Below are 13,460 nucleotides of genomic sequence, written 5' to 3'. Positions count from 1 at the left end.
GGAATGAGCGGCGTGGCGGCACGGGCTTCCTGCACCTGCGGCGGCATCGACGTGCATGCGCACGTCGTGCCCGAGAACTTCCCGGCCTACATCGGCCGCAGCATGCCGGCCGACTGGCCGTCGATGGCGCCGGCGCAGCCCTGCCACCGCCACGTGATGATCGCGGGCAAGAACTACCGCACCGTCGCCGACAAGTGCTGGGACGTGCCCAAGCGCCTGCAGGACCTGCCCGGCATGGGCCTGGCCCTGCAGGTGATGTCGCCCATGCCCGAGCTGCTGTCGTACTGGATGCCGGCGGCCGATGCGCAGCAGCTGCTGCGTTTCCTCAACGACCAGATCGCCGCCATGGTGGACGCCGGCGGCGGCCAGCTGGCCGGCCTGGGCGCGGTGCCGCTGCAGGACGTGGACCTCGCCATCCGCGAGCTGGAATACGCGGTGAAGACGCTGGGCTTCGCGGGCGTGGAGGTGGGCAGCAACATCAACGGCGTGCCGATCGGTGCACCGGTGTTCGACCCCTTCTTCGAGGCCTGCGAGGCACTGGGCGCGGCGGTGTTCGTGCACGCCATCCGCCCCGCCGGCATGGAGCGCCTGGTGGGCCCCGCGCCCCTGCAGCAGGTGATCGCCTACCCCGGCGACGTGGGCCTGGCCGCCGCCTCGGTGATCACCGGCAACCTGCTGGTGCGCCGGCCGAAGCTGCGCATTGCGTTCAGCCACGGCGGCGGCACGCTGGCTTCGCTGCTGCCGCGCCTGCAGCAGGGCTGGGGCGTGTTCCCGGCGCTGCGCGACAGCGTGCTCGAAGCCCCGGCCAAGCAGGCGCGCCGCCTGTTCTACGACACCCTGGTGTTCGACACGCCCACGCTGCGCCACCTGGTGGCCAGCTTCGGCGACACGCAGCTGATGGTGGGCACCGACCACCCCTTCAACTTCCACGACCACACGCCGGTGCAGCGCATCGAGGCCGCTGGCTTCGATGCCGACACCACCGCGCGCCTGGTGCACCAGAACGCCGAGCGTTTCCTCGGCCTGCCGCACAAGAAAGTGAGCACCCCATGAGTTCCCCCTGGATCGAGGCCGTGCGCAGCGTGGCCCTGAACGTGCCCGACCTGGCGCAGGCCGAAACCTTCTACACCGAGGTCTGGCGCCTGAGCGTGGCGCACCGCGGCGAGCAGGCGATCTGCCTGCGCGGCACCGGCAGCGACCACCACCTGCTCGCGCTGCACGCGGGCGGCCCGGTGCCGCAGATCCGCCAGGTCACGCTGCGCGCGCGCAGCCTCGACGCGCTGCGCGCCGTGGCCGAGGCCGTGCCGCGCGCGGGCGGCACCCTGCTCTCGCCCATCGGCCCGCTGCGCGACGACCCGGCCGGCGGCACCGGCCTCACGCTGCGCGACCCGCACGGCCGCGTGATCCAGGTGGTGCACGGCGATGCGCGCGCCGAGGACACCAGCCCGCAACGCGACCAGCCCGCGCGGCTCACGCACGTGGTGCTCAACAGCCACGCGGTGGACGACACGCAGCGCTTCCTCACCGAGGCCCTGGGCTTCACGCTGGCCGACCGCACCGTGGCCATTGCCTTCATGAACTGCAACCACGACCACCACACGCTCGCGGTGGGCGTGGCCGACAACGACGCGCTCAACCACATCGCCTTTCTGATGCCCGACGCCGACTCGGTGATGCGCGGCGGCGGCCGCATGAAGGACGCCGGCCACCCCATCGAATGGGGCCCCGGCCGCCACGGCCCCGGCAACAACCTCTTCAACTACTTCATCGACCCCTTCGGCATCGTCATCGAGTACACGGCCGAGGTCGAGCAGGTGGACGACAGCTACGTGCCCCGGGGCCCGGCGGAATGGAAATGGCCGCCCGGCCGCGTCGACCAGTGGGGCATTTCGCCGCCGCCCGGCGCCACGCTCAAGGAAGCGCAGCGCCGCGTGCTGTTCGCCCCCATGCCCTGAACCCGTTTTTTCTCCGCAACCTGACCGCACCATGAAATTCACCACCTACCTGCGCGATGGCGCGCCACGCCTGGCCGTCGTCGACGGCGCCGACTTCGTCGACCTGCACGACGCCCAGCCCCAGGTGCCCGCCGACCTGCGCGCCGCGCTGAAGGCCGGCGTGGACCTGCCCGCCGCCGCCCAGGCCGCACTGGCCGGGCACTTCAAGCGGCAGTCGCTTGCCGGTGCCGCGCTCGCGCCGCTGGTGCCCGAACCCGGCAAGACCGTGTGCCTGGGCCTCAACTACTTCGACCACGCCAAGGAAGGCGGCCGCGAGAAACCCGACTACCCCTGGTTCTTCTACCGCGGCAGCTCCTCGCTGATCGCGCACGGCGACGCTGGCGTGGTGCCCCGCGTCTCCGGCAAGTTCGACTACGAGGCCGAGCTCGCCGTCGTCATCGGCCGCACCGTGCCGCGCCACACCACGCAAGCGGATGCGCTGCAATACGTGTTCGGCTACAGCTGCTTCAACGACATGAGCGTGCGCGACTACCAGAAGCGCACGCCGCAATGGACCATCGGCAAGAACTTCGACGGCACCGGCGGCTTCGGCCCGGTGCTGGTGACGGCCGACGAACTGCCGCCCGGTGCCGCCGGCCTGAAGATCCAGGGCCGACTCAACGGCCAGGTGATGCAGGACGCCAACACCAGCGACATGATCTTCAGCGTGGCCGAGACCCTCGCGCTGCTGGCCGAGGTGCTGACGCTGGAAGCCGGCGACGTGATCGTGATGGGCACGCCCGCCGGTGTCGGCCAGGCGCGCACGCCACCCGCCTGGATGAAGGCCGGCGACACCTTCGAAGTGGAGATCGAGCGCATCGGCACGCTGGTCAACCCCATCGTGAACGAACAGGCCTGACCATGCAGCAGCGCGTCTTCGATGTCGCCATCGTGGGCTGCGGGCCCTCGGGCGTGGTGGCCGCCGGCCTGCTGGGCCAGGCGGGCCTGAGCGTGTACGTGTGCGACCGGCTCACCGACGTGCACCAGATCCCGCGCGCCATCGCGCTGGACCACGAGATCATGCGGGTGTTCCAGCAGCTCGGCGTGGCCGATGCGGTGGCACCGTTCTGCGAACCTTTCACGCCCTCCGAGTACTTCGGCGTGGACGGCCAGCTGATCCGCCGCATGACCATGGTGGCGCCGCCCTTTCCGCAGGGCCACACGCCCTCGATGGTGTTCACCCAGCCCGAGGTCGAGAAGGTCCTGCGCGCGCGCGTGGCGCAGTTGCCCAACGTGGTGGTGGAACTCGGCGTGGAGATGACCGGCCTCACGCCGCACGACCAGGGCGTGGACCTCGCCATCGGCGGTGCGCAGGGCGAGCCCGCCCGCACCGTGCGCGCGCAATACACCATCGCCTGCGACGGTGGTTCCAGCGCGGTGCGCACCGCGCTGGCCATGCCGCTGGAAGACCTGGACTTCGACGAACCCTGGCTGGTGGTGGACGTGCTCATGAACGAGCGCGGCCTGGCCAAGCTGCCCCAGGTCAGCGTGCAGTACTGCGAGCCCGAACGGCCTTGCACCCTGGTCATCGGCCCGAAGAACCACCGCCGCTGGGAAATCTCGCTCAACCCGGGCGAAGACCCGAAACACGCCGCCACGCCGGAGGAAACCTGGCGCCTGCTCTCGCGCTGGATCACGCCCGAGGACGGCACGCTGTGGCGCCAGTCGAGCTACCGCTTCCACGCCCTGGTGGCGCAGCAATGGCGCCGGGGCCGCGTGTTCCTCGCGGGCGACGCGGCGCACATGCAACCGCCCTTCCTCGGCCAGGGCATGTGCCAGGGCATCCGCGACGTGAGCAACCTCGCCTGGAAACTCGCGGCCGTGCTGCGAGGCGAGGTGTCCGGCGCGAGCGCCGAGGCCCTGCTCGACAGCTACGGCGACGAGCGCAAGGCCCACGTGCGCGAACTCACCAGCCGCATCAAACACGTGGGCGCGGTGATCTGCGAACGCGACCCGGTGAAGGCCCGGGAGCGCGATGCGGCCATGCTGGCTCAATGCGGCGGCGTGGTGAAGGACACGCCGCGCCAGGACATCCTGCCCGCACTGACCACCGGCTGGCTCGCACCGCAGGAGCACGCCGCGCGCGGCAGCCTGTTCCCCCAACCCTGGCTGCTCAGCGGCCCGCAGCGCCAGCGCATGGATGCCATCGCCGGCAACGGCTGGCGGCTGGTGCTGGCCCCCGGCCAGGCCGTGCCCGGCGGGGCGGGCGCCCTGCCGTGGTTGCGCTGCGTCGCGCTCGGCACGGTGGGTGCGCTGGAGACCGACGGCGTGGCCGAAGCGTGGCTGCAGCGCCACCAGAGCGTGGCGGCGCTGGTGCGGCCGGATAACTATGTGTATGGCGTGGCCGGCACGACCGATGAGGCGGCGGCGCTGTTGTCGGCACTCGCCACGCGGCTGGGCGTGGCGGCCGAGGCCTGCGCGGCCTGAGGCCAAGCCGGGCGCAGCGCCTCCACCCAATCCTCGAACGGCGGCGCGCCCGACTCCGCCCGGCGCAGCACGGCCGCCGGGTGGTGCACCACCCAGACCGGCAGGCCATCGGCCCGCACCTGCCAGCGCCCCAGGTTCTGCGCCACGCCCACACTCCCGCCGAGCAGGCTGGACGCGGCGGTGGCGCCGAGCGCGATCACCGCCTGCGGCTGGACGAGGCGGATCTCCGCTTCCAGCCACTGCTCACACGCTTCGGCCGCGCGCTGGCCGGGCGTCTTGTGCAGGCGCCGTTTCCCGCGCGCCAGAAAGTGGAAGTGCTTGACGGCGTTGGTGAGGTAGATCGATTCCACCGGCCAGCCGAGCTCGGTGATGGCGCGCCGCAGCAGCGCGCCCGCGGGCCCGACGAAGGGGCGGCCCGCGAGGTCTTCCTGGTCGCCCGGTTGCTCGCCCACGATCATCAGGCGCGCGCCCACGCGGCCTTCGCCCCAGACGACCTGGGTCGCGCTGCAGGCCACCGGGCAGTCCGTGCAGTGGCGCGCGCGGCGACCCAGGTCGTCCAACTGCTCCTGCGGTGTGCGCGGTGCGCGCGCCGCCGCGCGAGGCGCGCCGATGGGCAGGCGGCGCTGCGACTCGCTGGCCTGCGCCACCATGCGCGCGCTGCGCTGCGGCGCGGTCTGGATCAGTTCGGTGATGGCCTGCGTCTCGGGCAGGTTGTGCCAGTAGCGGCGCGGCATCTCGCGCAGCATGGCGGCGGTCTTGAGCCGCGAAGGGTTGAAGATGCTGCGGTAGTAGTCGAGCCACAGGGCTTCGCCGGCGTCGGGCGGGGGCGCGAGCGAGCGGTCCACGCCGGGCGAGAACACAAGGCTTTCGCGGTTCCAGTGCACACACAGGCGCGGCGTGAGGATGGCCCAGCGCATGGCGGCGAACCGCTGCGCGAAAAAAGGTGCGGCCGCGCGCACGATGTGATGCACCGGCTCGAACCAGGCCACATAGCGCGTGTCGCCGCCATCGCCGTCCTCGATCTGGCGGAAGCGCACGAAGGCGTGCATCTTGTGGATCTCGCGCCGCACCTCGCGCGCCATGCGCTCGAGCGCGAGGCGACGGGGGTCCAGGGCGTCGCGCCAGCGGCGGGGGTCGGCCTTCACATCCAGCGCGAGCTCGTGCAACCGGCGGAAGCGCTCGGGGTGCGCGTGCTGCGCCACCGTGTCGGCCAGGTCCATGGCCTCGGCCGGCAGGTTTCGCAGGGCGCGCAGGGGCACGGCTTCGGGCGGCGGTGCGCTGGTGGGCGAAGCCGCGTCCTCGCCCAGCAGATCGCCCTGCCCTTCGGTGCCGTCGCGCCACACCACGTCGCGCGGCTCGGCGCCGCAGGCGATCAGCGCCGACAGCGCGCGCAGCGAGGCGGGCACGTCGTTGGCGTCGTACTCGATCTGCCAGCGCATGGGCGTCTCAGGCAGCGGCGGGAGCTTCGGCCCAGCCGAACAGATCGGGTTGCTCGCCCACGGCGGGTGAGCGAGACCGTGGCCGAGCGAGGGGGGCCAGCGGCACCGCGCCGGGCCGGTGGTCCGGCAGGTGCACGAAGTCCAGCGCCTTGCGGCCCGCCGTGCCCAGGCGCTCCATGTCGGCGCGCCGCACCTGGCGCACGCGCCGCGCGTCGAGCAGGCGCTGCACCGAGTGCGCGCCCAGCCCGGGCACGCGCAGCAGGATCTCGCGCGGCGCGCGGTTCACATCCACCGGGAACCACTCCGGGTGCGCGAGGGCCCAGGCGAGCTTGGGGTCCATGTCCATGGACAGCATGCCGCCGGGCAGCACGAGTTCGCTCGCGTCGAAACCGTAGAAACGCATCAGCCAGTCGGCCTGGTACAGGCGGTGCTCGCGCACCAGCGGCGCGGCCTGCCCGGGCAGCCGGGCGCTGGCGTGCGGGATCGGGCTGAAGGCGGAGTAGTAGACGCGCTTGAGGCGGTAGCCCGCGTAGAGCCCGGCGCTGACCTGCAGGATGCTGCGGTCGTCCGACGCGTCGGCGCCGACGATCATCTGCGTGCTCTGGCCGGCGGGCGCGAAGCGCGGCGGTGGCGCGCTGGCGGCGGGCCGGCCGGGCAAGGAGCGGATCTGTTGCGCCTGCGTCTTCTGCTCGCGCGCTTCGTCCAGCTTCAGGCGGATGCCGGCCATCGACTGGCGGATCTGCTGGCTGCTCTTGCCCGGCGCGAGCGCGTCGAGCGAGTCCTGGCTGGGCAGCTCGATGTTGATGCTGAGGCGGTCGGCGTAGCGCCCGGCGCGCGCGAGCAGGGCCTCGTCGGCATCGGGGATGGTTTTGAGGTGGATGTAGCCGCGAAAGCCGTGCACCTCGCGCAGCTGGCGGGCCACCTCCGCGAGCTGCTCCATGGTGTAGTCGGGCGAGCGGATGATGCCGGAGCTCAGGAACAGGCCCTCGATGACGTTGCGGCGGTAGAAATCGAGCGTGAGGTTCACCACCTCTTCTACGCTGAAGCGGGCGCGCTCGACGTCGCTGGAGACGCGGTTGACGCAGTAGAGGCAGTCGTACACGCACCAGTTGGTGAGCAGGATCTTGAGCAGCGAGATGCAGCGCCCGTCGGGCGCGTAGCTGTGGCAGATGCCCTCGTTCGACCCCAGGCCCTGCTGGTCGCTCGAATCCCGGCGCGTGCCACCGCTGGAGGCGCAGGAGGCGTCGTACTTCGCGGCATCCGCGAGGATGCGGATCTTGCGGGCGACGGACATCATGCTGTAATTTTATACAGTATCTCGTCCGGGCGCTCGCCGGCTGTCACTTGGCGGCCGTCTTGCCCTACAGTGCGCCGATCACACCGAGGAGATGCCCATGCCCAACCTGGCCACCATCGAGATCAAGGCCTTCCTGCCCGCGATCGACTTCGACCAGTCCCGGCGCTTCTACATCGACCTGGGCTTCACCGAGGCCTGGGCTTCGGAGCAGATGGCCTACCTGCATGCCGGCAGGAGCAGTTTTCTGCTGACGAAGTTCTACGTGAAGGACTTCGCCGAGAACCTCATGATGCATTTGCTGGTGGAGGACGTGGACGCGTGGTGGGCGCACGTCGAGGCGCAGCGGTTGGGCGAGCGCTACGGTGTGCGCGCCGAGCCGCCCGAAGACCGGCCCTGGGGCATCCGCGATTTCATCCTGAACGACCCGGCGGGCGTGTTGTGGCGCATCGGGCAGGACATCGAGGGCAAGTAGGTCTCGCCGCCCACGCTTCGTTTCAGCGCGAGCGTGCCAGCTTGTGCAGCAACTCCGCGAGCATGAGGTGCTCGGCCGGTGTCAGGGTCTTGAAACTGGCTTTTTCGTTGTCGAGCAAGCGCCTGGTGAGTTCCTTCACCAGCGACTCGCCTTGCTCGGTCACGGAAAGGTGAAAGCCTCGTCTGTCGTTTTCGTTTGTTTCACGAACTATCAGACCACGGCCAGCCAGCTTGTCGAGGCCGTTGGTTATGTAGGGGGCGCTCAGCCCGAGCGCCTTGGTCAACTGGGCGGGCGACACCAGCGGGTTGGCGTGGATCAAGGCCAGCAGGGTGTACTCCACCGTGCGCAGCGAATGCGAATTCCCGACCACATCCTGGAACAGGCCGATCGTGACGATGGAGGCCTGGGCCAACTGGTAGCCGAGCAGCTGCTGCAAGGCGCCCTCGCGCAGGCGCCCGGCGGGCGTTGACTCCATCGCCAGCTTGGGTTCATCGGCCCTGGCACGCACCACCTTCTGCGGCAGCCCTTTCTTCGATGCGGCAGCGGGTTCTGCGCCGTCGCGGGACTGCGCCCTGTTCTTGACGGTCTTGGAAGGTGGCGTGTTGAGGCTGCGCTGTTTGTCCATGAAGTTCTCCTCAGCACGAGATGCACCGGAGAGGGTGGATTCTGCCTGCTTCAGCTCCTAGGGTATTTACCAGTCTTTTTATTTAGTTAACTGAACTAACCTTGTTTCGCGACATGGGCACAAACCATTCGCAAGACACCACAAACAAACGTAGGAGACAGTCATGCTTCAAATCAGGATGGCCGCGTTCGCGACGGCCAGCACTGCGGTTTTGCTCGCGGCATGCGGAGGAGGAGGAGGAGGTGGCGGCCAGGAAGCTGCGGCCCCGTCCACACCGACCACACCTTCCCTGGCCATTCCGGCACCCGGCTCGCTGCTGCCGGCGGCTGATGCCAAGACCATCACCGCGGCCGACTGCACGGCGGCCAAGCTGGGCACCAGCGTCGCGGTCGCGGACATTGGCGAGCCGGTGTCGGCGGTGACATTGAACGCGCCCGTCTGGACGGCCGCGGCGGGATCGAATCAGGCCTACTGTTCGCTCACGGGTGCCATCTATGCCGTGGACCCCAGCGCACCGGTGATCAACTTCCGCGTTTCGCTGCCGGCGAGCTGGAGCCTGCGTGCGGTGCACACGGGCGGTGGTGGCATGAACGGCTTTGCGCCGGGCGCGCCGTCTGCCGCCATCCTCGCGCTGGGCGCGGCCACCTGGGGCAGCGACTCCGGCCACAGCTTCCTGGACTCGACCTGGGCCCTGAACGAAGAAGCCATGATGAACCTGGGCTTCATGCAGATGAAGAAGACGCGCGATGTGGGCGTCAAATTGACCGAGCGCATGTATGGCGAAAAGCCTCGCTTTACGTATTGGCAGGGCGGCTCGCAGGGTGGCCGGGAGGGCCTGACGGTGATGCAGCGCTACCCGGCTGACTATGACGGCGCGGCCCTCACCGTGCCCATCGTCAATTTCTCCACCTTGCTGCTGGCGCCCGAACTGATCCGCATCCAGGAGAAGCCCCTGGCAAACTGGGTTCCCCCCGTCAAGGTGGCGGCGATCCGCCAGGAGTTCATTCGCCAGTGCGACAAGCTCGATGGCCTGGCCGACGGCATCATCAACAACTACCAGGCTTGCCGGGACATCTTCAACGTCAAGGCGGGCGCGCCCGGCCGCAATCCGTGGCTGAGCAAGCGCTGCCCGGGCAACGTCGACCCCAATCCGACCGACAGCACGGCCACCGCCTGCTTCACCGATGGGCAGATCCAGACGCTGAATTTCATCTATTCACCTTATGAGTTTGCCACCCCGCTGGCCAATGGCGTCACGTCGTTCGGCATGTGGGCGCCCACGACCGATCCAGGTGGCTCGGGCTTGCTCATCCCTGCCCGCCATGTGGGCCAGGAAGGTGCCGACCCGGGTGCCACCAACCACACCCACCTGGGCATCCTCGGCGTGACGGGCTTCCTCATGAAGAACCTGAATGCGAACCCGCTGGACTACGTGGAAGGCGGCGCCCTCAATGCACGCCGGGTCCAGATCTCGCGGCACCTGGATGCGACGAACCCGGACCTGACAACGTTCTACCGGCGCGGCGGCAAGGTGCTGATCACCATCGGCTCGAACGACAGCCTGGCCTCCACGGGCGCGCAGCTGGACTACTACCAGTCGGTGCTCGACAAGATGACCCGGCCGGTGGTGGACGCTTTCGCGCGCTTGTGGGTGTTGCCACAAACCGGCCACGGTCTGTCCGGTACCAACCACACGGTCGATGGCGATGGCGCCACCATCCCGGCGACCGCGATTCCCAATTCGTTCAACGGCCTGCAGATGGTGGTGGACTGGGTGGAGCAGAACCGCGCCCCGAGCAAGAACCCCACGGTGACGGCGGGCACCAAGGCACTGCCCATGTGCTCATACCCGCAGCACCCGAAGTACGTTTCGGGTGACGCCGCGCTGGCGGCGTCCTACACCTGCGCGGACTGAGCACGGCGGTCCCCGACAGACAAAAGGCCTCGCGATCAGCGAGGCCTTTTTCGCTGGCGCCTCACACCTTCGAGAAGTCCGGCTTCCTGCGTTCCATGAACGCGCCAAACGCCTCGCGCGCGGCCGGCTCGCCCAGCATGCGGCCGAAGCTGGCGCCCTCTTCGGCCATCACGGCCATCACCTGTGGCGTCTGGTGCTTCTTCATCAGGCGCTTGGTCTCGATCAGCGCGCTGATGGGCTTGGCCGCGAGCTTGCGGGCCACGGCCTGCGCATAACCGGCCGCCTCCATCGGGGGCAGCACGCGGTTGACCAGGCCCACTTCCAGCGCGGCCTCGGCCATGAAGGGCTCGCCCAGCAGCAGCGCCTCGGCCGCACGGTGGTAGCCCAGCATCTGTGGCACCAGCAGGCTGGACGCGGCCTCGGGGCACAGGCCGAGGTTGACGAAGGGCATGGAGAAGGCGGCGTTGTCGCCGGCGTAGACCAGGTCGCAATGGAACAGCATCGTGGTGCCCACGCCCACGGCCGGGCCACACACCGCCGCCACCAGCGGCTTGGGAAACTGCGCGATGCCGCGCAGGAAGCGGAACACCGGCGAATCCGTGCCGGCCGGCGGGTTGTTGAGGAAGTCGGCGATGTCGTTGCCGGCCGAGAAGATGGTCTCGTTGCCCTGGAGCACGACGCAGCGCACGGCGGCGGCGTCCTGCGCGGCCTGCAGCGCGTCGGCCAGCTGGCCGTACATGGCGGCGGTGATGGAGTTCTTCTTGTCGGGGCGGTTGAACGTGAGGGTGCTGACGCCGGCTTCGGTGTGGACGAGGATGTCGCTCATGGGTGTCTCTCAGTGTGCGAAGAAAGGACCCGCAAATTACCACGAACGGGCGTGCTTTTTTGAGGCGGGCCGCCCAGGGGCTGACCGGTGCGTGACAGGGTGTTTCCGGCCACGCCCGGGACACGGCCGCCGCCTACACTTGCCGCTTCCGGGCGCCATGGCGCCGCCGTTGTCCACAGGTGCCGTTCCATGCCAGCCCGACTCACCGCCCTTCTCGTCCATGGCCTCGCCGGCGCGCTCGCCCTGCTGCTGACCGGCGCACCCGCGCTGGCGCAGCAGGCACCCGCCCCGAAGGCCGAGCGCCCGCGCGTGGGCCTGGTGCTCTCGGGCGGCGGGGCGCGCGGCTTCGCGCACGTGGGTGTGCTCAAGGCGCTGGAGGCGGCTCGCGTGCCGGTGGACCTGATCGTGGGCACGTCCATGGGCGCGATCGTGGGCGGGCTGTACGCCAGCGGCATGTCGGCGGACGAGCTCGAGCGCGAGATCCTGGCGGTGAACTGGGGCGACCTGTTCGACCGCCGCGAACCGCGCCAGCTGCTGTCGCAGCGCCGCAAGGAAGAGGACTTCGAACTCTCGCCGGTGCTGATGCTGGGTTTTCGCGACGGCGCCTTCGTGCTGCCCACGGGCGCGGTGTCCACCCGCTCGCTGGAAATGCTGCTGCGGCGCTACACGCTGTCCACGCGCCACCTGGCCAGCTTCGACGGCCTGCCCACGCCGTTTCGCGCGGTGGCCACCGACATGGAGACCGGCAAGGCCGTGGTGCTGGACCGCGGCGACCTGGCGGCCGCGCTGCGCGCGAGCATGTCGGTGCCGGGCGTGTTCTCGCCGCTGGCGGTGGACGGGCGCATCCTGGGCGACGGCGGGCTGGTGGACAACCTGCCGGTGGCCGTGGCGCGGCGCATGGGCGCGGACGTGGTGATCGCGGTCAACATCGGCACGCCGCTGGCCGGGCGCGAGACGCTGGGCAGCGTGGTCGGCATCACCACGCAGATGGTGAACATCCTGACCGAGCAGAACGTGCAGGCCAGCATCGCCACGCTGACGCCGAACGACCTGCTGCTGACGCCGCCGCTGGGCCAGCTCACCTCGTCTGATTTCGGCCGGGCGCCCGAGCTGGTGAAGATCGGCAACGACTACGCCAAGACGGTGGGCGACGCCCTGGCGCGGTTCTCCGCGGACGCGCCGCGCTACGAGCGCTGGGTGGCCGCGCGCGAGGCGCAGGAGAAAGCCAACACGGGGCGCATCGGCACCGTGGCCTCGGTGACGTTCGAAGGCGTGAACGACATCCGCGCCGAGCGCCTGGCCACCGCGCTGGACACCTCGGAAGGCCAGCGGCTGGACGTGCCCAAGCTGGAGAACGACCTGCAGCGGCTCGCGGCCATGGGCGACTTCGAGGCCGTGGACTACACCCTGACGCGGCGCGAGGACGGCGCCGAGGACCTCAAGGTGCACCTGCGCGAAAACACCTGGGGCCCGAACTACCTGCGCGTGGGGCTGGACCTGCGCACCGACTTCCAGGGCCAGGGCGCGTTCAACCTGCGCATCAGCCACAACCGGCACTGGCTCAACGACACCGGCGCCGAGTGGCGCAACCGGGTGCAGGTGGGCGAGACGCTGGGCCTCTATTCCGAGATCTACCAGCCGCTGACCCTGCGCAGCGACCGCTTCGCGGCGGCCTACGTGGACGCGAACCTGCGCAAGGTGGAGCTGTTCGGCACCGAGGGCGAGGCCCTGGCGCTGGTGCAGCGGCAGAGCCTGCGCGTGGGCGCCGACATCGGCTGGCCCATGGGCCTGCTCGGCAACGTGGGCGACATGCGTGTGGGCCTGGTCGCGGCGCAGCGCAAGGTGACGCCGGAGCTGCTGGCCGCCGCCATCCCGGCCGGCGCCACCACCTCGCTGAAGTGGCGCGAGGTCGGCGTGCGCGGCGCGGTGATCGCCGACCAGCTGGACTACGCGAACTTCCCCTCGCACGGCTACCGCGCGCAGGGCGAGGTGGTATTCGGCCGGCGCAGCTTCGACGGCGCGCCCAGTGGCAGCTTCACCAGCTTCGAAGGCACGGCCACGGCCGTGAAGAGCTGGGGCCCGCACACCTTCAACTTTGGCGCACGCCTGGCGAAGACGAGCCAGATCCCGCTGGGCGCGATCGACGAGTATTCGCTCGGCGGTTTCCAGCAGCTCTCGGGTTACCGCGTGGGCCAGGTGGCGGGCAACTACCTGGTGTTCGGCCGCCTCACCTACTACCAGCGCCTGCCCTGGAGCGTGGGCGTGGCGCGCGCGCTGTTCGTGGGCGGCTCGCTGGAGGCCGGCAACGCCTGGACGGCGCGCCGGGACATCTCATTGGGCGACCTGCGCGCGGGCTCCAGCCTGTTCGTGGGCGCGGACACCGGCATCGGCCCGCTCTACCTGAGCATCGTGAGCGCGCCGCGCGGCTACACCGGTCTCTACCTGTTCCTCGGCAGACCCTGAGC

Annotated in this window: 11 protein-coding genes; 7 read left to right on the top strand and 4 right to left on the bottom strand. The window is 69.9% G+C overall.

The window, feature by feature from the left end:
* The first annotated feature begins 3 nt into the window (after positions 1 to 3).
* The 4 genes from AC1Q9M_RS12745 to AC1Q9M_RS12730 are packed head-to-tail and all read left to right on the top strand — an operon-like array spanning position 4 to position 4,421.
* The gene (locus tag AC1Q9M_RS12745; RefSeq protein ID WP_382328219.1) at positions 4 to 1,053 is read left to right on the top strand and encodes an amidohydrolase family protein; all 1,050 of its coding nucleotides are present in this window, start codon (positions 4 to 6) and stop codon (positions 1,051 to 1,053) included.
* A complete protein-coding gene (locus AC1Q9M_RS12740; RefSeq protein ID WP_492434112.1) occupies positions 1,050 to 1,955 on the top strand; it encodes a VOC family protein in 906 nt (301 codons plus the stop codon). Before AC1Q9M_RS12745 ends, AC1Q9M_RS12740 begins: the two co-directional genes overlap by 4 nt.
* Positions 1,956 to 1,986: 31 nt before the next feature.
* Positions 1,987 to 2,853, top strand: coding sequence for a fumarylacetoacetate hydrolase family protein (locus AC1Q9M_RS12735; RefSeq protein ID WP_492434110.1), 867 nt, complete (start codon positions 1,987 to 1,989; stop codon positions 2,851 to 2,853).
* A 2-nt stretch (positions 2,854 to 2,855) separates the two neighbouring features.
* A complete protein-coding gene (locus AC1Q9M_RS12730) occupies positions 2,856 to 4,421 on the top strand; it encodes a bifunctional 3-(3-hydroxy-phenyl)propionate/3-hydroxycinnamic acid hydroxylase (RefSeq protein WP_492434108.1) in 1,566 nt (521 codons plus the stop codon).
* Here AC1Q9M_RS12730 and AC1Q9M_RS12725 read toward each other — a convergent pair.
* Together AC1Q9M_RS12725 and AC1Q9M_RS12720 are read right to left on the bottom strand one after the other, a co-directional pair.
* Positions 4,322 to 5,860 (bottom strand): UdgX family uracil-DNA binding protein, encoded by a 1,539-nt coding sequence (locus AC1Q9M_RS12725; RefSeq protein WP_492434106.1) that lies wholly within the window; start codon positions 5,858 to 5,860, stop codon positions 4,322 to 4,324. The two genes, AC1Q9M_RS12730 and AC1Q9M_RS12725, sit on opposite strands and share 100 nt — an antisense overlap.
* A 7-nt stretch (positions 5,861 to 5,867) precedes the next feature.
* Positions 5,868 to 7,154, bottom strand: a complete 1,287-nt coding sequence (locus AC1Q9M_RS12720) for a putative DNA modification/repair radical SAM protein (protein WP_492434455.1) — start codon at positions 7,152 to 7,154, stop codon at positions 5,868 to 5,870.
* A gap of 100 nt (positions 7,155 to 7,254) precedes the next feature.
* Here AC1Q9M_RS12720 and AC1Q9M_RS12715 point away from each other — a divergent pair, with 100 nt between their 5' ends.
* Positions 7,255 to 7,629 (top strand): VOC family protein, encoded by a 375-nt coding sequence (locus tag AC1Q9M_RS12715; protein ID WP_382154187.1) that lies wholly within the window; start codon positions 7,255 to 7,257, stop codon positions 7,627 to 7,629.
* Between the two features lie 22 nt (positions 7,630 to 7,651).
* On the opposite strand, the gene AC1Q9M_RS12710 is transcribed toward AC1Q9M_RS12715, so the two are convergent.
* Positions 7,652 to 8,254 carry a MarR family winged helix-turn-helix transcriptional regulator gene (locus AC1Q9M_RS12710; RefSeq protein ID WP_492434104.1) on the bottom strand — a complete coding sequence of 201 codons (603 nt, stop codon included), beginning with the start codon at positions 8,252 to 8,254 and terminating at the stop codon, positions 7,652 to 7,654.
* Between the two features lie 163 nt (positions 8,255 to 8,417).
* Here AC1Q9M_RS12710 and AC1Q9M_RS12705 point away from each other — a divergent pair, with 163 nt between their 5' ends.
* Complete coding sequence (locus AC1Q9M_RS12705; RefSeq protein WP_382154182.1) at positions 8,418 to 10,169, top strand: tannase/feruloyl esterase family alpha/beta hydrolase; 1,752 nt, start codon at positions 8,418 to 8,420, stop codon at positions 10,167 to 10,169.
* Positions 10,170 to 10,230: 61 nt separating this feature from the next.
* Here AC1Q9M_RS12705 and AC1Q9M_RS12700 read toward each other — a convergent pair whose 3' ends face one another.
* Positions 10,231 to 10,995 (bottom strand): enoyl-CoA hydratase, encoded by a 765-nt coding sequence (locus tag AC1Q9M_RS12700; protein WP_492434102.1) that lies wholly within the window; start codon positions 10,993 to 10,995, stop codon positions 10,231 to 10,233.
* Positions 10,996 to 11,184: 189 nt separating this feature from the next.
* On the opposite strand from AC1Q9M_RS12700, the gene AC1Q9M_RS12695 reads away from it, so the two are divergent.
* The gene (locus tag AC1Q9M_RS12695) at positions 11,185 to 13,458 is read left to right on the top strand and encodes a patatin-like phospholipase family protein (protein ID WP_492434100.1); all 2,274 of its coding nucleotides are present in this window, start codon (positions 11,185 to 11,187) and stop codon (positions 13,456 to 13,458) included.
* Positions 13,459 to 13,460 lie beyond the last annotated feature (2 nt).

The organism is Hydrogenophaga sp. GW823-FHT04C09, from assembly GCF_058796355.1.
The sequence above is the reverse complement of the archived record's forward strand: the minus strand, read 5'-3'. Positions and strand labels throughout refer to the sequence as shown.